Consider the following 21,507-nt stretch of genomic DNA (forward strand, 5'->3'; position numbering starts at 1 on the left):
CCCGCGCCAGACTCTGGGCGGGAGCCAAGTCCGGCGCCGACATATTTGTCGCTTAGGGCGATTTGCCGCTGCCAGGCCAAGCCGAGTCACGACATTGCTCGCCGGCCGCGCAAGCACGACGCAGGATTATTTGCGACGCATCGGCGTGATCGCGGTCACGGCGAAAAACGCCGTGTGCGGCAGTGATCGGGCTCGAAGCCGCGGCCGCGCAGGCGTCGCCGCGGCGCTAGGGTCGTTCCTAGCTTGCGGGCGCCCGAGCCCCCATTAAGGTTTCCGGCAAACCCCACTCGCGCTCGCGTCCGTCCATGACCGACCCCACCCATCCCGTCGCACCTCCGCCGATCTTTCCGCTGCCCACCACCGGTTCCAGCTACGACGCTGCGGTGCTGGCCGAAGCCGACCGTATCGTCTCGACCCACCAGTACTGCGGCCGTACCGATGTAGAAGGCATGGCCTACGCGGTCGCCGACTATGCGCGCCAGCATCCCGAGCAGGGCCAGCAGCTGCAGGACGCGATCGGCTCGCGTCTGCTGCCGATGGATCAGATCGCCCTGACCAGTGCGGTGCAGACCGTGCAGCGCCTGGACCAAGCCAAGCCGATCGGCACTCAGCACGGCGTCGCCGTCGACGTCGCCCCGGGCGACAGCGAGCGCAGCGTGCTCGACAAGGGCTACCGGCAGATGGCTGCCGACGCCGGGCTGTCGCCGCAGGCCGTCGCCGAGTTCGCGCGCCGCGCGCCGGCGCTGGACGACGGCACGCTGCACGCGCCGTCGGGCGATCCGCAAAAGCAGGGCCCGGCCATCGACTTGTCGGCCGCACGCGACGGCAAGATCGAACTGGCGCCGACCTCGGCGCAGTCGGGCCTGCTCAAGCTGCTGGCCGCGCAGGACCGCTCCAGCCTGGATCCGAGCGCGCCGACCGGCGCCGCCGCCGGCATTCCGTTCATGCCCGACGGCAGCCGCGCCGGCGCGCCCGGCAACGGCGCGGTCACTCCGGAAATCGCCGCCGAAATGCTGCGCAACGTTTCCGAGGGCAAGCCGCCGTTCCGTCCCGACCTCGGCAAAGTCGGCCCGGTGTCGTGGTTCGTCACCGAAGGCAATCCGCACGTCGGCGTCGGCAACGACAAGAGCGTGGTGGTGCCGGTGGAAGTCGCCAACACCAGCGGCAAGCCGCCGCTGCAGTTCGGCGAGCGTGAACTGCTGGAGATCTACGACCGCAAGTACGCCGCCGCTGCCGAAGCCGTGGAGCAACAGGTGCGCGAGAAGGCCGGCAAGGGCCCCGACGAGCCGCTGTCCAAGCGCAACCAGAACACCATCGAACGCAGCGCCAGCAAGATGGCTGAGCGGCAGATGTGGACCGAGGTCGGCGAAGCCGTGGCCAAGTCCGAAAGCGGCGTCGGCAAGGTCAGCCTGCAAGACAGCATGTTCTCGCGCTCGGCCAACGGCGAGTTCACCCTGACCAGCCGCCCCGAGAACGTACGCGTCCAGGGCGGCGCGCAAGGCCTGCTCGACGTGATCAAGAACCACGGCGTGAAGGCCGACCCGGAGGTGCTCAAGTCGGCCAACGACCTGGCTGCGCGCGAAGGCTGGGCCGGCAAGGTCGAAGGCGCGTTCCGGGTCGGCGGACGGGTGCTGATCGTGGTCGGCGTGGCCGCCGACGCGTACCGGATCTACACCGCCGAGGACAAGGTCAAGACCGTGGTCGAAGTGGCCGGCGGCTGGGCCGGCGCGGCCGCCGCCGGCGGCACGTTCGCTTCCGTCGCCGCGCCGGTCAACGCCACTGGCCCCTGGGGCTGGGCCGCGTACGGCCTCGGCACGCTCGCGTCCGGTGCGGTCGGCTACATGGCCGGCTCGGAAATCACCAAGACCATCTACGAGCTGGTGGTGGAAGGCAAACCGATCGAGGTCGGCGGCTGACGGCGCGGGCCGACAGCGGTCCGCCCCGATCCGATAGCGACCCTATTCCGGCAAGATGCAGGCCATGAACGCAGAACATCGATCGCACATCCTGCTGCGCGGCCCGGTCGGGCGCTGGCAATCGGCGCTCGGCACCGCCGCCGGCCTGACCGGCGACCGCATCGAATTCCACGACGGTGGCCGCGGCGTGCTGCACAGCTGGTCGCCGGCATTCGGCCAGGAAGTGCTGCCGTTCGAATGGCGGATGCAGGCGCCGGGGCATTTGTTGGTGCGCCAGATCTACGACGACGGCGACGACGAAGTCGAAGCCTGGACTGCACTGGAGCTGGAGTTCCGCGAACGCGCCAGCGACCTCGGCGCGCAGATGGTGCTGGCGGAAAAAGGCGCCGAAGGCTTCTGGCTGTTGCTCGATCCGCTGGCCTGGGTCGGCCCGCCGCAGTGATGCGGCGGCGCGCGGCTCAGAAATCACAGGCTTCCCAGCCCCGCGCGGTGCCGTCGGTGGGGCGACCCTTGAAGCCCGCATTGAGGGTGTTCTGCGCCCAAGCGAGTCGCCAGACTCGCATTCGCGACACTAGATAGCGGTGCCAGTCCTGTTTGGGCTATCTGCGGCGGCAGGGGTTCACACAGTCGTCACGATCATTTCGCAGCCTTCAAACTTCACTCGCAGGAGCACGTATGAAGATGAATAAGTATCGCGCCGTCGGCACTGCCTTCCTGATGTCGATCGTGTTCAGCGGCGCCGCTCTTGCGGACCGGCATCACTACCAGGTTATCGGCGAGGGCTACGGCCACGACCGCGATCAAGCGTACGAAGCCGCATCGTATTACGCGAACCAAGCTTGTTACTTGGGATGGGGAGAATCCACTCAGGAGGAGACGATCCTCGTCGAAGAGTTTCAGCCGGCATCGGGCTACTGGTACGTTAAGCTGGCGCAAGGCTGCTTTTCGGACGACTAACCGAGTGCGGCCAGCGTAATTCAAGCGGCAAGCCGGGCAACGCCCGGCTTACCGTCGGCGCCGAGTTGCGTGGCCTTGGGCTGGATGCCAGTAGGCCCGCTCCTCCTTCTTCCTTAGTAGAGCTTAGCGGCTAGCCCCTCTTCTTCAGGGCGCCCGCAAAGAATCCGCGCACCGAGTGCTGCTGCCATTCGGTCGTTGCCATCACTTGCGCGATGGTCGCCCGCCTCCGGACGCAGCAGCAGGCCGGCCGCTTGATGCAGCTTACTCTGAACGCGTTTCCGGTGGGTTGGGCCTACTGGCCCCGGTGCTGCCGGTGCTGCCGGCATCTATGTCCCGGCCCCAGGTCAGAACTGACTGTCGCATCGATCGCAGTGTTTTCGCCTGCGTCGTCGTCGGCGTTGCCGAGCTCATCGCCATCGGCGTGTTCGGGCTGTGCGAACGCCTCGATTTGGCTGCTGCACGCACGGAACTTCTCACTCGTTGGCTGCTGATTCTTTTGTGAGTCGAGTCGCATTGGGGCGAAATAGAAGCCGAATTTTGTGAGACGTATCAAGCATCGGTCAAAAAGATTGGCCGCGGCTTCCGCCTAACAGCGTAGTAGCTGGCGATGCGCTAAGACGCAGATGCTTGAACCTAAGGCGACGGTGCTTCCGTCGAATCACAGAAAGGCCATCCAGGAACCTTAAGACTACTTCGTCACTTGTCGCCCTGTGTCGTTGACTAAGGAAAGTCGCTGCGCGAAGCGCCAGGTTCTGATTCAGGCCTGCGTGTTTTGACGGCAGTCGAGCTGGGCCGTGATGTGGGTATGGAACGAGGCTCCTCTGAATTGTGGAACTGTCGCCGGAACGGTAGCGGCCATTCGGAGTGTCCTTGCAATAGTTCTGCACCGCCATGCACGACGCTGTCGACGTGAGCCGGCGGAAGAAAACTCCGTGCTCCACAAACTGCTCGACGACACTATTGCGGTAAGCAATGCCATGCGGCGCGGGTTCCGCGAAGCCCGCGGCGTGACAGCCGATGAAGGCAGCAGCGGTGCCTCACTCAATCCTGGAAGCCAATCAAGATAAAAGGAGATTTAATTATGGCAAACATCCAATGGTCGAACCCTCAATCCCTGGAATACATCCCCGACGGCAAGCTCGTGACGTTCACGGCGATGCATCAGGCCTCATATACGCAATACGTCCAGGTCATCGACTCCGGTGGCAATCCCATCAGCTTCAATCTTCTCGATGGCACTCAGGAGACCTTCCCGATCTCGGGAAGCGGCGTCGAAGTCGGCTTCCTCCAGAACGGAGCCGGCAGGTTCATCATGGCGGAGGGGATGCAGGTGCAGTTCGGCAGCAGCGGGCCGTACATTCCGAAGGTCTCGGCGGGCGACCCAATCGAGTTCTTCGGCGACAGCAAAATACTCGGTGGGGGCACTTTATACGCGACGGAAGACGGTACCGATAACGATTACAACGATACCAGCTTCGTGATCCAGTGGTACGCGCTCGCGGGCTGACCCGCCTTCGTTCCCGTTCCCGTTCCCGGCTGAGGTGGGGGCGGCACGATAACTCATGAATTCCCATGGCTGCCGCGATGGATCGCATGGATTCACCACGGGGCGCAACAATGACGGAGTGCAGCAATGAAGACCCGCATCATTATCTTCGGTGCACTCGCCGGTACGCTGGCGATGTCCACATCGTGTACGAAAACCGAGCCCACTGTCGCCGCTTCATCGATCTCCAAGGATCAAGAAGCATCGTTTCCGGGCGGAAAAAAAATCACGCCGACTGACCTGACCGCGACCCCGGCGCCTCTACCCGCCGCCCCGCCGGCGTACAACTACGACCCCTACAAGCCCAACATCACTCACGAGGAATACGCCCGCTTTGCCTGGCGGCAGTTCATCCATTTCAATTCTCCCGCGAAGAAAAACGGCGTCGATGCCGCCGGCAAGTCTCCGGTAGTGCGGGGGAGTATCGATCCGAGCCGCAACTTCGCCGCCTCCGGCGCAAGCGACTTCCACCAAAGCGGCAGAAGCGCCGGTTCCAACTTCAGCAGCAATCAGCTGGTCTGGGAAACCTTTGCTCACCGGTCCGAGCTGTTCCCGGCGGGATCGGCCCCCAGAGGGAACCTTGCCACCCTGGACCCTGAGTACGTCTTCCAGAAAAAACTCAAGGTCGCGTCGACCGATGCCCGATTCAACAATCTCGACGAAAATACCCAGATCGGCCAGAACCAGATCTTCTTTCCGAAAAACGGCAACACGCCGTCGGCCAATCCCCAGGAAGATCACATCATATTGTTCCAGGCCAAGGTGAACCCTGTTGAATATGATTATGTGAAATCCATCTACAACGCCAACAATCCCCCGACTTCACTGGAACTGCCCCCCAACGGGACGAACCCGGGAGAGTCCGTGGAGGTCAAGTCGGCATGGCGGGAAATGACCCCCGAATTGATCGCGTCCGGCCGTTATCACACGGCCGAAGCCCTGTACTACTACAACGAGAATGGTCAGACCAAGGCTAAAGTGGCCACTTTCGGTCTGGTCGGCGTACACATCCTGCGCAAGATGGAGAACTACCCGACATTCGTCTACACCACCTTCGAACAGGTGGACAGCCTGATCACGCCAGAAAAGAAAGACACCGGGTTGTATATCGTCAACCTCTATGACCAACTGCAATACGATGCATCGGTACCGCCAGGGACGCGGCCGTCGGCCATCCTCAATACCGGATCCAACCGGACCCAGGTCGCGCTGCCCTTGGCAGGCGCAATAGACAGTGCCCACGGCTACGATGTCGTTCCCGGTAAATTCGACGTGCCAAAGGGGTTTTCGGGGCCGATCAAGGTCCAGAATCCACCGGTAACGACATTGGCTGTCTATAACGTCAACACCGAAGTCCAGCAAGCCATGGCCAGCACGCCCGAGTTCAAGAATTCGGTGTGGCAGTATTATCGTCTCGTGGGGCTGCAGGTGTTGCCGACGAACGAGGACAGCTCCATCACGCCGAAGACGCCCGATCCGCTTACCCAGGACTTTTACCTGGCGAATATCGTGGTCGAGAGCAGTCAGCCTGGCATCCAGTTGTTCAAGGGCGGAGTCAAGGATCCCCACCCCGACAAGAAGGATTTCACCCTGCTTGCCAAGCGCGGGTTGCCAAGCATCCTGGGCGTGAAGGCGAAGGGGTTGCCTCCGAATGCCGACCAGTTGGTGATGGGTGGATGCATGGGTTGCCACGGCAACGCGCAATACCCCAGGGACAAAGTTACCGGCCAGGGGCCGAGTATCTTCAGCTTCCTGATCGACGGGAACACCATGGGCGGCCAAGGCTTCAGTGCCGACGTGCGCAACGAATCGGCTGCGGAGTTGAGCGCGAAACGTCTGGAGTATCTGTCTTATTAGGTAGGGCGTGAGCCCGGAAGCGTTCGCGCTTCCGGGCGATGCGCAGCGGTTACGCGGCGCCTTCGAGCCTGGGCCAAGCCGCGGAAAGCCGGGGTGGCTCAACTTCGCTCGCTCATGCCGACTTGTGTTGGCCTTTGCTTTCTCATCTGGCTTGGCCCGGGATTTCTGTCGGTGGCCATGTCTGTCTAGGCGCGTGGGGCCGAACAATTCATTCAAGCCGAAGCCGAAGCCGCTGCGTGGTTTGACGTCCACCAGGCTAGGTGGGCGGACCGGTTGGGATCAACGATTTCCGGCGCCTGAGTCGTCATGCCAAGCACTCTCCCGACGTAGCTGACGTCTACCCGCCTTCCATGCAGTGTGCTTTCTATTGCGGATAACACCATTCGCGGCGGCGGCTGCATCAGCACGTTCTGATTCGAAGCACGCCAGGCATAAGCCTCGGCAAGCGGGAACACTCGGCCAAGCCGCCCAACGCCAAGGCCCCGGCCGCATCGGATGACTATTGGCCGCAAGCAGCATCGAGCGCCGTTGTCCCAGTAACCAGGGGAGGGAGCGCCATGGCTGGTAAACCGCATTTCGAGGTTTATCGGGAAGGCATGAAAGCCGGTGGGCAGCGCTCGTTGTCCAATGCGTTCTTGGCGGGATCTCCGACCGATGGACAGTGGCATTGGCGACTGGTCGGTGGAAATGGGGAGCCGATGGCCTATGGCGAGTCCTACCCAGACAAGGACTCGATGCTGCGGACCATTACCCTCATTGCGAACTTGGGAGGCGCTGAGATATTGGAAGTCAACGGCTAAGGAATTAGCAGCCCTTGTTCCTTCTGTGCGCTCGGCCAGTCTAAGGACGGAACCATTCATGAGGATTCACGTCAGCTATCACCCGTTTGCGCCGGCCGACGCGCACAGCTTTTGCTTCGACGATATGGGCCGCGATGCATGCATCGAGCGCTTGACCCAGCAGCTAGGGCTGGAGCCGGACGCCTCGGTCACGCTGAAAGCCGTCCTGTCGCACGGCGGTTGCGTTCGCCCCGAGGGGATGAGCCTTCGCCAAACGCATGCATACAACATGGCGAAGGTGTCGGACTTGCTATGCAACTGCTGGTATACGAGTAACTACCGCTTTTCCGCGTTGCTGGAGTTTCCCGATTTCGGCCGGTACGTGACCGATTGGCGGTACCTCATGCCTGAGGGGAGTGGTCGCGAGCCCTCTGCCCATGAGAGGTTCGTGCCCCGCAACGACGTTGTTTTTCTAAGCTGCGCAGGACTGAAGCGGTTGCGTGCCGATTACGCCGAACATGGGGCCGTGCGCTCGCAGTTGCATCGTGCGTTTCCACGCGGCTGGCTACCGATTTTCTGGGCAGCGGCGGACTACGCCGTCGCTCGCGATCGTGGGCTGATTGAAGCGAAAAACCTTGTACGCCCTGACGCCATCGCGCCGTCGTCGCTTATGGCGTAGTGAGAAATGGTGAGCGTCCGACGTTATGAGGATGGGTGCACAGAAGTGTCCAGCGTCCTGTCCTATAGCGTTGCCACACGTACCGCATCCGCAGCGCGGACCTGGCAGGGAAGGGGGATAGAGGGGGTTTGTAAAACGATCAGCGCAGCTGCTGCAAGCGGCTCGAACGGTTGCACTCGTTTCCCGGGGCTCCAGAAGTCGTCTCTCGCCGTGGCTACAGCGGCCGAGCGTTAAGTCCGTATGTCGAGCCCTCGGCGCACCGGAGTCGTGCTTGAGTCGCCCTGAGACAGGCTAGGAGATTGCGCAATGATAGGCACTTTGCTCGACTTGGCGGCCGATGTGGCCCGTTGGCTGCATGTACTCGCTGCGTTCGGTTGGTTGGGTGCCGGCCTTTGGATAAGGCGCCTGACGCTGCGGGCCAAACCGCTCCTGGATCAGCGCTCCGAGCTGGAGGTCTGGGACACGCACAGTCTGTCGTTTTGGCGGACCTCAAAAGTCGCGGCGCCTACCGCAGAAGAGCTGGACGGCCTGGTTTGGTCGTTCAATCAGATTCGCTGGCTGGTCGGCTCTGGCATCGTGTTGTTTTGCCTAATCTACTATCGGCAACCCCTGGCGTATTTGGTCGACCCGAGCATCGCTCCGCTATCGGCTCGGGAAGCGATTGTGGCCTCGCTGCTTGGCCTGGTAGGCGCGCCTGCGATCAACGAGCTCGTCAATCGCATACCGCTGCATTTCAAAACTCTATACATGACCGCGACCATCGCCCATGTCCTCGGTTGGGTGGGGCTGTACGCGAACCTGTTCTCCCAGCACGGCGCCATGATCCAGATCGGCGCCATGCTGGGTGTAGTGATCGCGTCCAATGTTATCTGGTGGCTCTATCCCAGGATGCGTAAGGCGTATAACGCGGTGCTGAAGAGCGAGCAGCCGGATCCCATCGACAGGCTGTACTGGGATCGGCGGGGCCGCCATGCGTACATCACTTTAGCGATCGTCTTCCTGATGCTTTCCAGCCACATGGGAAGTCTCGTCCGGGCTAACGGCCACCCTTTCCTTACCATCACCGCCGTACTCGCTTTGAGCGTGGTGGCCCGATGGGTCCTCGACGCCACCCACCAGAACGGCGGGGTCACGCCGATAGAACCCCGCTGGATCGCTGCGACAGCAGTCCTGGCGCTCGGCCTGGGGATAACCTGGATGGCTTTGCCGCGGATTCCAGCCAAGCAGGTCGGCACTCCCGCCAGTACCCAGGTCTCGGCAAGCATCGCTACGCACCCGGCCATGCACCGGCCTGAGCACCCGATAGCGAGTTCGATCGCGAGCTCCGCCGCCATGAGCGCCGTCCCATTGCGCGCCGATGCGATCGTTCAACGGCGCTGCGCGGTTTGCCACGCCGCGCAACCCAGCTACCCAGGCATGGCTTCGCCTCCGCGCGGAATCGTCTTCACGTCCGAAACCCTACCGCTGTATGCAGGCCTCATCGCCGCTGTAGTGCAGAGCGAACGCATGCCGCCCGGCAACGCCACGGACATGCAGCCGGACGAGCGCAAGGCCGTGACTCAATGGGCGAGCGAGCATGCACGCTGAGCTGCTCCCCTATTGGTACCCGATAGCGCGCAGCGAAGACGTGCGCGAAGGTCCCGTCAGCGTATCGCTGTTGGAAACCGATCTCGTGCTGTATCGGTCCGGCCAAGACATCGTGGTGGCCGCCGATCGTTGCCCGCACCGCGGCATGCGGCTCAGCTTGGGACAGCATCGAGAGGGTGCCTTGATATGCCCCTATCACGGTTTGGCATTCGGGCAGCAGGGGCGCTGCGTCCATATACCGGCGCATCCGCACCTCACGCCATCGCAGCAGTTCCGGCTCTCCACATATCCTGCGGTGGAGCGCTATGGATTGGTCTGGACCTGTCTTGGCACTTCGCCTTCGCCGTTTCCGGAGCTGAGCTCCGATTGGGCCGATCCCGCATTTCGCAAGGTGACGCCCGATCCCGTACCGATCGCCGCCAGTGCGGGGCGACAGGTAGAGGGCTTCATAGACGTGGCGCATTTCGCACACGTGCACACCACGACGTTTGCCGATCCCGCCAACACCGCGGTGCCTGCCTACGCGGTCCAGGTCGACGAAGATGGGTTGCGTTTCGATTACTGCAGCACGGTCTCGAACTACGCCGTCGGCAGTGGGATGACTGCGAAGGGCTTCGTGTGGCGTCGAAGCTTCGATGTTCGCCTTCCATACCTGGCTCACCTGACCGTGCATTTCCCCAACGGGCGCCTGAATATTTTGAACGGCGCCAGCCCGGTGGCGAGCGATCGTAGCGTACTGTTCTCGCCGGTGTGTTTCGATTTCGAGATCGGCACCGACGAGGCGGTCAAGGATTTCAACGCCCGCATCTTCGCCGAGGACCGTCTGATGGTCGAAAACCAGCAGCCGCGCCATCTTCCGTTGGAGGCCGCCGAAGCCTCCTTCGCCGCGGACCTCGCATCGGTTTATTACAGGCGCCTGTTACGACAAATGGGGTTGTCCACCGCATAAGCAGCACCTCTCCACTTCGGTCGAATTCTTAGTGCCGACGGAAGTGGGGTGGCACCAACGCAGCAGGATAGGACGCCTGCCGGATTACCCGGAGGAGGCCATCACGATGGATGCTTTGATCGATTTCATGACCGACATCGTGCGCTGGCTGCATGTCATTGCCGCGATCGCCTGGATGGGCTTCGTGCTGTGGCTGCGCAGGCTGGTGATGAGGGCCCGCCCATTCGCCAGCCCGCCGGCGGATCTTGAGGTCTGGGACACGCATAGCCTCGGGTTCTGGAAAACGGAAAGAATCGCTCATCCCACAGCATCCGATCTCGAAGGACTTATCTTGTCTTTCAATCTGATCCGTTGGCTGTTCGCTACCGGCCTGGTTCTTTTCGCGCTGATCTATTACCGGCAACCCCAGATCTACCTGCTCGACCCCAGCGCCCCGTCGCTGTCGTCTCGCGCGGCAATCGCCCTTTCGTTGGTCGGATTCATTGGCGCTCCGCTGATCAATGAGGCGATCAATCGTATCTCCCTGCAGCGCAAGGCCCTCTATTACTTCGCATGCGCCGTTCATCTTCTGGCCTGGACCTCGCTCTACGCGAATTTGTTAGCGCAGCAGGGTGCGATGATTCAGATAGGGGCGATGCTTGGAATAACCGTATCGGTCAACATACTGGGTAATCTTTATCCGGCGACGCGTGAGGCGATGGCCGCGGCGATACGGGGCGAGCGAACCGATCCGGCCAAGAAGCAGTACTGGGATCGACGCAACCAGCATTCATTTCTGCTGCCCGCTATCGTCTTCCTGATGCTTTCCAGCCACATGGGCAGTGCCATAAAGGCCAATGGCCATGCGTTCTTGACCATCGTCACCGTACTGGCCCTCAGCCTGGCTTCGCGCCATGTGCTGGAGATAATCCATCGCAACGGTGGCACGTTGCCGACGCGACTTCGCTGGGTGGCTGCCTCCGCCGCGGTCGTTCTGGCGATGGCAGTGGCGTGGTTGCTAAGCATCGAGCACAAGGCCGATCCCCAAGCCAGGATATACGCCCCTTCCGGCGTTGCCGAAGCCAGCACACCTTCCGCAAGGACGGTCCCGCGCAGATCCGCTTTATGAGCCCCCCGCGCGTATCGCGACGAGTGTGGTCTATCGGTCTGGTGTCCGGGATGGGCGGCATGCTGGTGATGCTGGACGCCACCCTCGCCGCACTCGCTCTTATCGCTGTCCAGGCGGATCTGAACGCACCTCTCGAAGACGCGCAGTGGGTCGTTTCCAGCTATCTGATATCCATGGCCGTTTCGCTGCCGACCTCGACATGGTTCGGCAACCGGTTCGGGCACGGCCGCATCTGGGGCGCCGCGCTGGCCGTCTTCATTGCGGCGTCGATAGGCTGTGCGTTTGCGGCCAGTCTCGAAACACTGATTGCCGCTCGTATCGCCCAAGGGCTGGCTGCCGGCATCTTGCTGCCGACCGGGCATGCCATCCTGATAGCAGGCGCTCAGCGCGACCAAATAGGCCGTGTCTTAGGCGTTGTCGGCACCTTGATCAGCCTGGCCGCTGCGATCGGGCCTGGCATAGGCGGTTGGTTGGTCGACGTCGCCTCGTGGCGCTGGCTGTTCTGGATCAACGTGCCGTTAGGAGCGATCGCCGCGGTGTGGGCGGCGAAGGTGATGCCGGGCGGCGTCGCCCAGCACGGCCTTAAACTTCCTCTAGGGCAGCTTTTCCTCATCGTGACCGGGCTGCCTTTGGCTCTGTACGGCGCGTCGGAGATCGCCTCCCGCTATCCATCCGGAAACGGTTGGCTGTCTATCGGCGGCGGCGCCCTGTTGCTGGCCCTCTTCATCGCGGTTGCCCGTACGAGCAAATCGTCGCTCCTGGCGCTCGAGCTGATGCGAAATCCCCAGTTCCGCGCGTCGTCGCTGCTGGCCGTGGGAAACAGCGCAAACCTGTTCGGAGGATTGCTGTTGTTCCCGCTGTACTTTCATGCCAAGGGGATGAGCCACTCGCAGATCGGTGTGATGCTGCTATTCATGGGGGCCGGAACGTCCTGTGCGCTGTATCTCGCCGGCCACTTTGTGGATCGCTTCGGCCCCCGGCCGGTGGTCCTGGCCGGAGCCGCCATGCTGGCGGTATCTGCGGCGCCCTTTGCCCTGGTATCCGTGCCATCCGACATCGCTGCGGTGTTCATGTTCGTCCGCGGCATCGGGCTGGCCTGGACTACGAACCCGACCACCGCGGCCGCCTATGCCGCGGTGGACCGAAAGGACATCGGCGGTGCGGCCACGCTGGTCAACATCGTGCAACGCGTCAGCGGCGCGCTGGGCGCGGTAGCGGTAGTCGCAATTATCGGATGGCTGGACGGAGGCGGGGGGCATGGCGAAGTCCGTGCGATGGGACTCATGGTCGTCCTGCCTCTGCTGCAGGCCTGGTGGGGAACCTATCTGACCGGATATCGCGCCATGCGCGAACCGGGTTAACCCTTCCTCGCGTCAAGCCGCACGCTGTCGAGGCGTTACCGACAGAGCGGTCGGAGGCTTTATGAGCTACTCGCAGAAACTCATGGATTACTATTACCCGGTTGCCAGACTGCAGGATCTCGAGGCAGCCACGATAGAGGGTAAGCCGCTGGCGGCCGTGCTGCTCGGCAAGCCCCTGGTGATCTATAAAATTCAAGGCGAAGTGGTGGTTGCAGATGACCGCTGCCCGCATCGCGGCGAAATGCTCTCTGCAGGAGCCGTGAGCGAAGCAGGGTTGCAGTGCCCTTACCACGGCTTGCAATTCGCCCATCTGGGGGCATGCGCAAGAATTCCAGCGCATCCCCAAGTGCAAAATTTGAAGCGGTTCGATCTCTGCTCCTATCCGGCCGTGGAGTCTCACGGGCTGCTGTGGACCAGTCTTGGAGCAGGCGCATTCTATGAGCTTGGGCTTGGGCTTGGGCGCGAGAGCGAAAGCCAGCGGCTGGTCGTGGCGCCACCGGTAAACGTCAATGCTTCCGCTGGCCGACAGGTCGAAGGCTTCATGGATATTTCGCACCTGCCATTCGTACATCGCACAACATTCAGCGAATGCACTGCAGAGGCTATGCCGGCGTATAAGGTCGAATCGTTCGGTCGGGGTTTTAGTTTCGAATACAGTAGCTCGCTTGGAAATTATCCGTTTGAGCATGCGTCGCCAAAGGATTTCACCTGGCGCCGCGCCTATCGAATACACGCGCCTTTCATCGCCATTCTGGATATCTATTTTCCGGACGGGCTATTTACCATCTTCAACTGCGCATCCCCCGTCAGCGAGGAGCAGTGCGTCTGGTTTTATCCCATCCAATTCGATGAATCGTTGGGGTTGGGCTCGGATGCGGAGGTCAATGCATTCTCGCAAAAGGTGCAGACGGACGATCTTACTGTCGTGGAAAGGCAACGCCCCAGATACATCGATCTGACCAGCGACTCCGAGCAATCCTTCGGCGCAGATTTGGCATCCACTGCCTATAGGAAAATGTTGCGAAACCTTGGGCTGGTCAAAGCCTGAGCTTCTGCGGCGTTGCCGGATTATTCAGATCAACGGGCACAGCTAAAGCTCCGTGATTTTGACGGTTCACAGCGTTGCTGGGTTGGCACATCGACTGAGCGGCGATCGCGGCGCGCCTGTCGATGCATAAGAGACCGAATGGATCCCGCGTGAGCTTCCTCGCGCATCAAGAATTCTGCGTCAACCCTGCTTGATGAGCGTTCGTTGGCCTATTGGACTGTTCTTACGGGCGGTGGGCTTTGCCAGGCCGGGAATCAGGAAGTCAGTGACGCTCCGGCCATACTTCGTCTTCTGGGCCAACCACACCGGCATCCGGCCACGGCCCGACCAAGTGTTGCGCTTGTTATCCGGGTCGCGGTACTTGGCAGCCACCTTGCCCGTCTTTCGCCGCGGCGCCCGCTTCTTGCCGGCAATCTCGGTTACCGGCCGATCCCCATAGAGTTCCTCGATCGTGTAACCGTGCTGGGCGACCAGTGCGATCACGTTTCGACGCACCAAGGCAATGGGCCGGCGGCTGGATATCAACTGCCTCCGCCGCTCCGCGGCGGTCAGAAGGGACGTCAGTTCCGACAGGCTGAGCTTTTCGATATCGATATTCATAGCGCGCAGGGTCCAGCTCTACCCGGCAACCTGTCAAGCAGCAGCGCCGATGGCCCGGGGAAGCCGCTTCGGGCCGGCAGCTGCAGCCCGTCGGAGCTGGGGCTGCGCAAGAGGGGGCGTATGAGCCTCGGATGCCATTCCTCTTGGCCCTCACCGCCCTCCAATCGCCCTATCGGCCCGCCAAGAGGGGGGGCGGGTACCTGTGGCGCCACCGTGCCACCGCGTCGAACTGAGGCTGGCGTAACGGGTGGACGCCTGGTGATGCGGGTCGGGCGCCATATCGGCCAAGCGATCAGTTGGATACGCTAACGTCTAACAATTCGTTCAAACCGAACTCGCGTCGTGGCCTCGGCACTCGCGCCGTAGCTGCAGCCGCGTCGGCTCCCTGCTGTTCGCGCTGCGGGTCGGGCTTAATATAAATATTTAGGAGTGAGTCGATGGAATGTTTCGCGCACCCCAACACGGCAGCCGTGGGGGTCTGCAAATCCTGTGGCAAGGGTGTCTGCCGCACATGCGCTGTCCAAGTAGAGCGAGGACTCGCTTGTTCCGAAAGCTGCCGACCATTCGCCGAGTCTTTGTCGATGGTGCAGCAGGCGTCCATCCGCAATATAGGTTTGTTGTCCGCCCAGCGCGCCGTGCAGCCTCTATTCGCGGCATTATCTTTTGGTCTTGGGCTGTTTCTGGCCGTTACCGGTCAGAGAGACATCTTTACTTGGTTCTTTCTCGCTTTGGGTGCCGGCCTCGGCGTCGCCTTCCTCCTGTTTCGCCAAAAAAAAAGGGGTGGCAGGTGAGCGGCGTCACTCCTGACAATTCATCAAGCCGAAGCCGTTTCGCGGCCCGGTGGCATATCTATCAATCGATGCGGATCGCCGCGCCCAGCCGCGCCCGAGCCTGACCGGTGAGTCAGATCATCGCGCGATTGAAGTAGGTCGTCTGCTCGAATTCGGCGATATTCGCGGCAATGCGGGGAAGCATCGGGAACATCTCGGCCAGCTCGCTGACGATAGCCTTCGACAGGGCAGCGCGTTGCTCGACACTGCGTCCCTGCATGATCCAGGCGAAGGTGTGAATGAAATCTTCCCGCCCGCCACCGACGGCATGAATTCCGAAAGGGCGTACGCGGACCTTGATGTCCGCTTCCTCGAACAATCCCGAAGAGCTCGCCACTCGATGCAGCCGAGCGATGATCGATTCTTCGTCGTGGATCTGAAGTATTCCCTGAGAACAATCGACTACGAAGTGCGGCATGAGGGTTCCATCGGCTAAAGGGTGAATCGAGGGCGCGATCGCCTCAGAACGAGGCGGGCAGGGCTTAATCGAGCCGGCGCCACACCGACACCGGAATACTCCCATCCGCCCGCGGCGGCACCTTGTAACGCAGTTCCGCGCCGTCCAACTTGTATTGGCGCTTCTGGGTCGTGCCTTCCCAGTTGGGGAAGGACGAGCCTTCGATCGAGAACGCCAGCAACCCCGCCCGATCGTCGATCGCCATCGTGCCGTAGTGGGTGCTGCTGCCCATGACCGCGGACTTGAATTCGTCGGCACTGCCATCGGCCTTGCTCTCGCTGGCGAAACGCAGGCGTTCGGACTTGAAGATCTGCAGCGAATACCGCCCCTTGGTATCGACGACGAGCCTGCCCTTGGGGCTCTCGCCGTAGTCCCGCGTCGTCTTCCCATCCGGCAACAGCTTGTCCGCGGCGACCAGTGTCCAGGTGCCTTGCAATGGGAAGACGTTCGTCGGCATTGGCGCGTCGCGCGCGGCCAGCCCCGCCAGCATTGCGAGGAATGCGCCGGTCAATGGTTTCATCGCGATAAGTCCTTATGGGTTGAGATCGACCGGCCCATCCTAAGCCGCTTGATCGATATGAAAAATGCATTTACAAAGATATCTGGCATTTCAAAATCGAATCCTTACAGATGAAAGCGATGGACGTGGACGCGGTCAGGGCTTTCCTGCTGGCGGCCGACTTGCAGAGCTTCACCCGCGCGGCCGACGTGCTGGGCACCACCCAGTCCGCGGTCAGCCTCAAGCTGCAGCGCTTGGAAGGGCAACTCGGCCGCCGCTTATTGGAACGCACGCCGCGGCACGTTCGCCTGTCGGTCGAGGGTCTGGCCTTTCTCGGTGTGGCGCGCGAACTGGTGTCGTCACACGACCGCGCGGCCGCCGCCTTCGAGACCGAGCAGCGTCGGTTGGCGATCGGCATCAACCAGCAACTGGTCGGCAGCGAACTCCCGTTTCTGTTGCGGCAGATACGCGACCACGATCCGAACCTGCTGGTCGAGATGCGCATCGGCGGCACCAAAGAACTCATGCAAGGCCAGGAGCGCGGGGAACTGGACGCCGTGTTGGTGCTGCGCCCCGAGGATCGCGGCAAGCGCGGCAAGATCGTTTTCGCGGAGCCCTTTTCGTGGTTCGCGGCGGCCGGCTGGGAGCCGCGCGCCGGTCAGCCATTGCCGCTGGCGACGCAAGGCGAGTCGTGCCGCATCCGCATCGAGGCGGTGCGTGCGCTCGACCGGGCCGGCGTTGCATGGCGCGAAGTCTTCGTCGGCAAGGGCGCCGCGATCCTGGGGGCCGCCGCCGTCGCCGGCCTTGCGGTGGCGCTGCTGGCGCGGCGCGCCGCGCCGCCGGGCACGGTCGACGTCGGCGGACTCCTGTCGCTGCCGCCGATTCGCTCGCAGGACGTGATGCTCTATAGCAACCTCAGCGACCGGCGAACGCGCGATGCATTGCGAGTCCTTACGTTGGCGTTTCAGTGAAGGATTTGGGTCGCGGCGCAGGGGTTGTGTCAGCAGCGACTCGTCGCCCATGTGAAACGGCAATGACAGTGAATCAGTTCTGGCTGTCCGGACCGACTAAGGTGTTCCGTCGCATGGCTACGCCTTCACCTTCGAACTTTCCAAAAAGAAACCCCGGCCGAAGCCGGGGTCCTTTACCTCATCTGCAAGCGCAGTGATGGAATCGCTTCACGATTCCTGTCGGCTGCCTTCATCAGAACTTGATGCTCCAGCTTTCGAGCGTGCCGATGTCGTTGGTCGCGTTGTCTTGCACGCGCAGCTTCCAGGTGCCATTCAAGCCTTCGGTGGTCAGGCTGAACGTCTTGGTGCCGCGAACATCGTCGGCGCTGTCGTTGGCATTGAAGCCCTTGATGGAATAGAGCGAGCCGTCCGGCGCGACCAGGTCGACGCGCAGGTCGCCGCGGAAGCTGTGGTCGATCGCCACCGTAACCAGCGCGTTGCTGGGGGCGTTGCCCGTGCGTCCGGCCACCGTGATCGGGCTTTCGATCGTGGTGTTGTCCTTGATCGCATAGTCGGCGTCGTTGGTATAGGTCTGCACGCCGCCGCCCGGGGCCGCCACCGTGACCGAGGCGGTCTTGGTGTGGGTGGCGCCGGCGTTGTCGGTAACGGTCAGGCTGACGTTATAAGTGCCGGCCGCCGTATACGTGTGGCTGGGATTGGCGGCGGTGGAGGCCGCGGTGCCGTCGCCGAAGTTCCAGCTGCGCGAGGCGATGCTGCCGTCGCTGTCGCTCGAGCTGTCGGTGAAGGTCGCCGTCAGGCCGCTGACGGCGGAGCTGAAGTTCGCCACCGGCGCCTGGTTGCCCGGGCCCGGGCCGCCGCCGATCAAAGCGTCCACGGCTTCGAACGCGCGCACCATGCCGAAGCCGTACTCGTTGTCGCGACCGGCCGTGCCCAGGTCGAGTGCGCTGCTCGTCAGCGCATTGCGCACTTCCGTGGCGGTCGCGCTGGGCTTGGCGCTGAACAACAACGCAGCAACGCCTGCGACGTGCGGGCTCGCCATCGAGGTGCCGCTCAGCACGGCATAGGCGTTGACGTCGAAGGTGTAGCTGGGGGTGATGGAGGCGGTCTGGCCGGCCAAGCCGCGCAGCGCTTGCCCGCTGCCCTGACTGACGGCGACGGCGCTGAGGGTGGTGGTGGCCCCACCGGGAAGGCCGGTGTTGTAGGGGAAGGGGTCGGAGACGTTGTTGTACAGAATGATGCCGCGACCGCCGCCGCTCTTGACGAAGTTCACCTTGTCGGACGTCGTGTTGTCGCCACGCTCGCACAACACGATCTTTCCGCTCCAGGCGCCGGCCGCGGCGCAACGTCCGCCATCGATCAGGGCGCCGCTTGCGGCCGCCGAGGCCGAACCCACCATCGGCAGGCTGTCGAAGCTTTGGCTGCCGACGGTGACGGGCTGGCCGATCTTGGGATAGGTGCTAGAAATATCGGAGCCCGGCGCGGCGATATCCACCGCATCGTTGTACTGCGAGAACGAGGCCTTGGCCTTGTTGGCGTCGATCGCCGCGACCGAGATCACATCGGGATAGGAGGCCGGATAGCTCTTGGTGGTGTTGCCGGAGTTACCGGCGGCGGCTACCGACACGATGCCCTGGTTGAACAGATTGGTGAACGCTGTGCTCTCGTTGCTGCTGGGCAGGCCGCCGCCCAGGCTCATGTTGATGACCTTGGCGCCGGCCTGGGCGCAGCGGTTGGCCGCGTTGACCAGGTCGGAGGCGTAGCTGAAACCGCAGCTGGGGCCGTCGAAGTACTTGACGATGTGCAGGGAGACTTTGCCCGGGCTGACGCCGATCACGCCCTTGCCGTTGTTGCCGACCGCGGCGATGGTGCCGGCCACATGGGTGCCGTGGCCGCAGGTGTCGGTGTTCCAGGTCTGGCCCGTGCTGGCATATCCGCTGACGGTAATGCCGGCGAAATCCTCGTGGCTGGCGCGCAAGCCGGAGTCGATCACGCAGACTTTGACGCCGTTGCCGTCGGCGCCGCTGGCGACAGTATCGGGCGCCTGCACTTGCGGAATGCCGTAGGGCAGGTACTCCGCCATCGGGTATCGCGGTACGTCGCGCTCCACCACCAGGTTCGGGTTGCTGCGCAGCTTGCGCAGAACCTGCTCGGGCAGCGACACCACCATCGCGTTGAGATGGTCGAATTCGTAATGCGTCTTGCCGTTGGAAATGCTCGGCGCGGCCGCGCCAGCGGCTCGCGCCATGCTGGCCGTCTCCGCGCGCACCGCGCTCACGGTCTGCTGGATCTGCGTCTTGACCTGGGCCTTCTGGCCCGGTTGGAAGCGGACCCACACACGGTTGGGATCTCCTCCTTCCGGCCGGTTTTCCGGCAGCTGCGCGCCGGCGATGCCGGAGACGCACAGCGCTACCGCCGCCGAAAGCGCGCAAATGCGCGGATGTCGCTTGAATGCACTATTCATATTCACTCCCCTAGAGTTTGTTTTATGTAGTTAGTAACGCGGCGATTGGATTGGCCGCGCAGTGCTGGAAAGATCGGGTGGCACGATCTGAATCCATACTTCGGGAGGGTGTGCGCGAATAGAAGACCAAGACACCGATGACAATCACAGATAAACGCGGGATCAATCACACTTGCGGAAGGAGATGTTTCGCGTGCGAACGCTCGTCTTCTCGATTGCGATTGCGGCCATGAAGCAATCTGTGCCAAGACTTGCACATGAGTGGCGAAAGCGACCGGTGATTGCACTCGCGGTTAGATCCGATCCTGCAGCCGAGGATCAAGCGGGGCTATCGGTCAATGACTAGACGCCGATATATGTGTGTGGGTGAGATCCGGCGAACGCCTGAGAACAATCGCCGCTGCACCGCATCGGATTTCATTGGCGATAAGTATCTCAACTTGCCAGGTGGCCGACCCAATCCAGGCAACCGATTCTTGGCCAAAGTTCAAGGCACCTGTGCGGATGCTTTAAATGGCGATTCTGTGCGACGACCCCATTTGTAGGGGGTAGCGAGAATGCGTGCAGTGAGAGTGCGTGAGTGAAACGCCGCGCTGTTCGGCAGTAGCGTTTTGCAGCGATAGGAGCAGGGACCAGGAAGCGCTCGATTATCGAGACAGGGTTGAAGGAGATCTCGTGATGGTGGACGCCTTGCTCGATTTCGCTGCCGACATAGCCCGCTGGTTGCATGTGCTTGCTGCGGTGGCATGGATGGGGTTCGGCTTGTGGCTTAGGCGCCTGGCATTCCGGGCTCGTCCACTGATCGGTCCGCAAGCCGAGTTGGAGGTTTGGGATACTCACAGCCTGGGTTTTTGGCGGACCACGAAAGTGGCCGCGCCGACGGCTTCGGAGCTCGAAGGCCTGGTCTGGTCGTTCAATCAGATTCGCTGGCTGTTCATGACGGGCCTGGTGTTACTCGGCCTCATCTATTACCGCCAGCCGCAAGTCTATCTGATCGATCCCGGTGTTCTTTCCATGTCGGGGCGAGCGGCCGTCGCTTTCTCGTTGTTGGGGTTGTTGGGCGCCCCGTTGATCAACGAGGCCATCAACCGCATTCCCCTTCGTTATCGGCGCACCTACATTCTTTCTTGCGCGATCCATGTCCTGGCCTGGGTCTACGCATACGCCAGTTTGTTCTCGCAGCAGGGCGCCATGATCCAGGTCGGCGCGATGTTGGGTGTGACCATCACCGCCAATATTCTGTGGTACCTCCACCCGGCGACGCGCGAAGCTGTGGACGCCCTGATCAGGGGCGAGCGTCCCCATCCGGTAAAGAAGCAACTCTGGGATCGGCGTAATTATCATTCGTTCCTCCTGCCGGCGGTGGTTTTCCTGATGCTGTCCAGCCATATGGGGGCCGTCGTGCGGGCCAATGGCCACGCATTTCTCACGATCGCCACGGTCCTCGTCCTCAGCGTGATCTCGCGTCGGATACTGGAAGCGACGCACAAGAACGGCGGCGTGATGCCGGCGCGATTTCGCTGGATCACCGCTGGTGCGGTGCTGACCCTGGGCTTGGGAGTTGGCTGGCTTGCATCGGCCCGGCACGGGTTCGATCGAGTTCGCGTCGAAGCCCGTGCGCATAGTGCCGCAACCGATAAGCGCCCATTGCACGCAGAAGAGATCGTTCTGCGCCGGTGCGCGGCCTGCCACGCTGCGCAACCCAGTTTTCCGGGCATGGCCTCGCCGCCTCGCGGGATCGTCTTTACTCCCGATAACTTGCCTCGCTACGCCGGTCAGATCGCGATAGCGGTGGGAAGCGAGCGCATGCCGCCCGGGAATGCCACGGACATGCTGCCGAGCGAGCGTAGGGCGCTGACAGAATGGGCGATCCGTCATGCGCGATGAGCTCTCGCACTACGG

The 21,507-nt window shown here is 62.3% G+C and carries 21 protein-coding genes; 16 read left to right on the forward strand and 5 right to left on the reverse strand.

Features of this window, described 5'->3' with window-relative positions; all coding sequences use genetic code 11:
- The first annotated feature begins 305 nt into the window (after positions 1–305).
- The 3 genes from ACTJJK_RS12250 (at position 306) to ACTJJK_RS12260 (ending at position 2,873) form a co-directional block, all read left to right on the forward strand.
- The gene (locus tag ACTJJK_RS12250; RefSeq protein ID WP_440730321.1) at positions 306–1,916 is read left to right on the forward strand and encodes a hypothetical protein; all 1,611 of its coding nucleotides are present in this window, start codon (positions 306–308) and stop codon (positions 1,914–1,916) included.
- 64 nt (positions 1,917–1,980) lie between these two features.
- Entirely contained in the window at positions 1,981–2,358 is a 378-nt protein-coding gene (locus ACTJJK_RS12255; RefSeq protein ID WP_440730322.1) for a hypothetical protein, read from the forward strand.
- Positions 2,359–2,591: 233 nt separating this feature from the next.
- On the forward strand, positions 2,592–2,873 hold the full coding sequence (locus ACTJJK_RS12260) for a hypothetical protein (protein WP_031370199.1): 282 nt from the start codon (positions 2,592–2,594) through the stop codon (positions 2,871–2,873).
- A 130-nt stretch (positions 2,874–3,003) separates the two neighbouring features.
- On the opposite strand, the gene ACTJJK_RS12265 is transcribed toward ACTJJK_RS12260, so the two are convergent.
- The gene (locus tag ACTJJK_RS12265) at positions 3,004–3,075 is read right to left on the reverse strand and encodes a DUF3489 domain-containing protein (protein WP_440730343.1); all 72 of its coding nucleotides are present in this window, start codon (positions 3,073–3,075) and stop codon (positions 3,004–3,006) included.
- On the opposite strand from ACTJJK_RS12265, the gene ACTJJK_RS12270 reads away from it, so the two are divergent.
- The 10 genes from ACTJJK_RS12270 (at position 3,049) to ACTJJK_RS12315 (ending at position 13,787) form a co-directional block, all read left to right on the forward strand.
- Positions 3,049–3,375, forward strand: a complete 327-nt coding sequence (locus ACTJJK_RS12270; RefSeq protein WP_440730323.1) for a hypothetical protein — start codon at positions 3,049–3,051, stop codon at positions 3,373–3,375. The two genes, ACTJJK_RS12265 and ACTJJK_RS12270, sit on opposite strands and share 27 nt — an antisense overlap.
- A gap of 579 nt (positions 3,376–3,954) precedes the next feature.
- Positions 3,955–4,380 (forward strand): hypothetical protein, encoded by a 426-nt coding sequence (locus ACTJJK_RS12275; protein WP_440730324.1) that lies wholly within the window; start codon positions 3,955–3,957, stop codon positions 4,378–4,380.
- 126 nt (positions 4,381–4,506) lie between these two features.
- A complete protein-coding gene (locus ACTJJK_RS12280; RefSeq protein ID WP_440730325.1) occupies positions 4,507–6,276 on the forward strand; it encodes a hypothetical protein in 1,770 nt (589 codons plus the stop codon).
- Between the two features lie 557 nt (positions 6,277–6,833).
- Positions 6,834–7,076 carry a YegP family protein gene (locus ACTJJK_RS12285; protein ID WP_081930524.1) on the forward strand — a complete coding sequence of 81 codons (243 nt, stop codon included), beginning with the start codon at positions 6,834–6,836 and terminating at the stop codon, positions 7,074–7,076.
- A 58-nt stretch (positions 7,077–7,134) separates the two neighbouring features.
- Positions 7,135–7,734: a hypothetical protein gene (locus tag ACTJJK_RS12290; RefSeq protein ID WP_440730326.1), complete on the forward strand. Its 600-nt coding sequence runs from the start codon at positions 7,135–7,137 to the stop codon at positions 7,732–7,734.
- 306 nt (positions 7,735–8,040) lie between these two features.
- A complete protein-coding gene (locus ACTJJK_RS12295; RefSeq protein ID WP_031370194.1) occupies positions 8,041–9,321 on the forward strand; it encodes a urate hydroxylase PuuD in 1,281 nt (426 codons plus the stop codon).
- Positions 9,311–10,270, forward strand: coding sequence for a Rieske 2Fe-2S domain-containing protein (locus tag ACTJJK_RS12300; protein ID WP_440730327.1), 960 nt, complete (start codon positions 9,311–9,313; stop codon positions 10,268–10,270). The genes ACTJJK_RS12295 and ACTJJK_RS12300 overlap by 11 nt, the downstream gene beginning before the upstream one ends.
- Before the next feature lie 106 nt (positions 10,271–10,376).
- A complete protein-coding gene (locus tag ACTJJK_RS12305; protein WP_440730328.1) occupies positions 10,377–11,378 on the forward strand; it encodes a urate hydroxylase PuuD in 1,002 nt (333 codons plus the stop codon).
- A 59-nt stretch (positions 11,379–11,437) separates the two neighbouring features.
- Positions 11,438–12,739: an MFS transporter gene (locus ACTJJK_RS12310; RefSeq protein WP_255611031.1), complete on the forward strand. Its 1,302-nt coding sequence runs from the start codon at positions 11,438–11,440 to the stop codon at positions 12,737–12,739.
- A gap of 61 nt (positions 12,740–12,800) precedes the next feature.
- Complete coding sequence (locus ACTJJK_RS12315) at positions 12,801–13,787, forward strand: Rieske 2Fe-2S domain-containing protein (protein ID WP_036147804.1); 987 nt, start codon at positions 12,801–12,803, stop codon at positions 13,785–13,787.
- 180 nt (positions 13,788–13,967) lie between these two features.
- Here the strand turns inward: ACTJJK_RS12315 and ACTJJK_RS12320 are convergent, their stop codons facing one another.
- Positions 13,968–14,387: an H-NS histone family protein gene (locus ACTJJK_RS12320; RefSeq protein WP_031370189.1), complete on the reverse strand. Its 420-nt coding sequence runs from the start codon at positions 14,385–14,387 to the stop codon at positions 13,968–13,970.
- Between the two features lie 581 nt (positions 14,388–14,968).
- Here ACTJJK_RS12320 and ACTJJK_RS12325 point away from each other — a divergent pair.
- On the forward strand, positions 14,969–15,178 hold the full coding sequence (locus tag ACTJJK_RS12325; protein WP_440730329.1) for a hypothetical protein: 210 nt from the start codon (positions 14,969–14,971) through the stop codon (positions 15,176–15,178).
- Positions 15,179–15,290: 112 nt separating this feature from the next.
- Here ACTJJK_RS12325 and ACTJJK_RS12330 read toward each other — a convergent pair whose 3' ends face one another.
- Complete coding sequence (locus ACTJJK_RS12330; protein WP_440730330.1) at positions 15,291–15,635, reverse strand: 5-carboxymethyl-2-hydroxymuconate Delta-isomerase; 345 nt, start codon at positions 15,633–15,635, stop codon at positions 15,291–15,293.
- 64 nt (positions 15,636–15,699) lie between these two features.
- Entirely contained in the window at positions 15,700–16,194 is a 495-nt protein-coding gene (locus tag ACTJJK_RS12335) for a lipocalin-like domain-containing protein (RefSeq protein ID WP_440730331.1), read from the reverse strand.
- Between the two features lie 110 nt (positions 16,195–16,304).
- On the opposite strand from ACTJJK_RS12335, the gene ACTJJK_RS12340 reads away from it, so the two are divergent.
- Positions 16,305–17,144, forward strand: coding sequence for a LysR family transcriptional regulator (locus tag ACTJJK_RS12340; protein ID WP_031370186.1), 840 nt, complete (start codon positions 16,305–16,307; stop codon positions 17,142–17,144).
- 232 nt (positions 17,145–17,376) lie between these two features.
- Here ACTJJK_RS12340 and ACTJJK_RS12345 read toward each other — a convergent pair whose 3' ends face one another.
- Positions 17,377–19,605 carry a S8 family serine peptidase gene (locus ACTJJK_RS12345; RefSeq protein ID WP_440730332.1) on the reverse strand — a complete coding sequence of 743 codons (2,229 nt, stop codon included), beginning with the start codon at positions 19,603–19,605 and terminating at the stop codon, positions 17,377–17,379.
- 678 nt (positions 19,606–20,283) lie between these two features.
- On the opposite strand from ACTJJK_RS12345, the gene ACTJJK_RS12350 reads away from it, so the two are divergent.
- The gene (locus ACTJJK_RS12350; protein ID WP_440730333.1) at positions 20,284–21,492 is read left to right on the forward strand and encodes a urate hydroxylase PuuD; all 1,209 of its coding nucleotides are present in this window, start codon (positions 20,284–20,286) and stop codon (positions 21,490–21,492) included.
- Positions 21,493–21,507: the final 15 nt, after the last annotated feature.

This window comes from Lysobacter sp. 22409 (genome assembly GCF_052045105.1).
GTDB classification, from domain to species: Bacteria; Pseudomonadota; Gammaproteobacteria; order Xanthomonadales; family Xanthomonadaceae; genus Lysobacter; species Lysobacter antibioticus_B.

What these genes read in the sequence shown, in the direction of transcription:
- ACTJJK_RS12325 (WP_440730329.1), top strand. Translation starts at nt 14,969, where the DNA reads ATGGTGCAGCAGGCGTCCATCCGCAATATAGGTTTGTTGTCCGCCCAG.
- ACTJJK_RS12290 (WP_440730326.1), top strand. Translation starts at nt 7,135, where the DNA reads ATGAGGATTCACGTCAGCTATCACCCGTTTGCGCCGGCCGACGCGCAC.
- ACTJJK_RS12280 (WP_440730325.1), top strand. Translation starts at nt 4,507, where the DNA reads ATGAAGACCCGCATCATTATCTTCGGTGCACTCGCCGGTACGCTGGCG.
- ACTJJK_RS12285 (WP_081930524.1), top strand. Translation starts at nt 6,834, where the DNA reads ATGGCTGGTAAACCGCATTTCGAGGTTTATCGGGAAGGCATGAAAGCC.
- ACTJJK_RS12330 (WP_440730330.1), bottom strand. Translation starts at nt 15,635, where the DNA reads ATGCCGCACTTCGTAGTCGATTGTTCTCAGGGAATACTTCAGATCCAC.
- ACTJJK_RS12300 (WP_440730327.1), top strand. Translation starts at nt 9,311, where the DNA reads ATGCACGCTGAGCTGCTCCCCTATTGGTACCCGATAGCGCGCAGCGAA.
- ACTJJK_RS12305 (WP_440730328.1), top strand. Translation starts at nt 10,377, where the DNA reads ATGGATGCTTTGATCGATTTCATGACCGACATCGTGCGCTGGCTGCAT.
- ACTJJK_RS12345 (WP_440730332.1), bottom strand. Translation starts at nt 19,605, where the DNA reads ATGAATAGTGCATTCAAGCGACATCCGCGCATTTGCGCGCTTTCGGCG.
- ACTJJK_RS12340 (WP_031370186.1), top strand. Translation starts at nt 16,305, where the DNA reads ATGAAAGCGATGGACGTGGACGCGGTCAGGGCTTTCCTGCTGGCGGCC.
- ACTJJK_RS12260 (WP_031370199.1), top strand. Translation starts at nt 2,592, where the DNA reads ATGAAGATGAATAAGTATCGCGCCGTCGGCACTGCCTTCCTGATGTCG.
- ACTJJK_RS12250 (WP_440730321.1), top strand. Translation starts at nt 306, where the DNA reads ATGACCGACCCCACCCATCCCGTCGCACCTCCGCCGATCTTTCCGCTG.
- ACTJJK_RS12295 (WP_031370194.1), top strand. Translation starts at nt 8,041, where the DNA reads ATGATAGGCACTTTGCTCGACTTGGCGGCCGATGTGGCCCGTTGGCTG.
- ACTJJK_RS12320 (WP_031370189.1), bottom strand. Translation starts at nt 14,387, where the DNA reads ATGAATATCGATATCGAAAAGCTCAGCCTGTCGGAACTGACGTCCCTT.
- ACTJJK_RS12255 (WP_440730322.1), top strand. Translation starts at nt 1,981, where the DNA reads ATGAACGCAGAACATCGATCGCACATCCTGCTGCGCGGCCCGGTCGGG.
- ACTJJK_RS12275 (WP_440730324.1), top strand. Translation starts at nt 3,955, where the DNA reads ATGGCAAACATCCAATGGTCGAACCCTCAATCCCTGGAATACATCCCC.
- ACTJJK_RS12310 (WP_255611031.1), top strand. Translation starts at nt 11,438, where the DNA reads ATGCTGGTGATGCTGGACGCCACCCTCGCCGCACTCGCTCTTATCGCT.
- ACTJJK_RS12335 (WP_440730331.1), bottom strand. Translation starts at nt 16,194, where the DNA reads ATGAAACCATTGACCGGCGCATTCCTCGCAATGCTGGCGGGGCTGGCC.
- ACTJJK_RS12315 (WP_036147804.1), top strand. Translation starts at nt 12,801, where the DNA reads ATGAGCTACTCGCAGAAACTCATGGATTACTATTACCCGGTTGCCAGA.
- ACTJJK_RS12350 (WP_440730333.1), top strand. Translation starts at nt 20,284, where the DNA reads ATGGTGGACGCCTTGCTCGATTTCGCTGCCGACATAGCCCGCTGGTTG.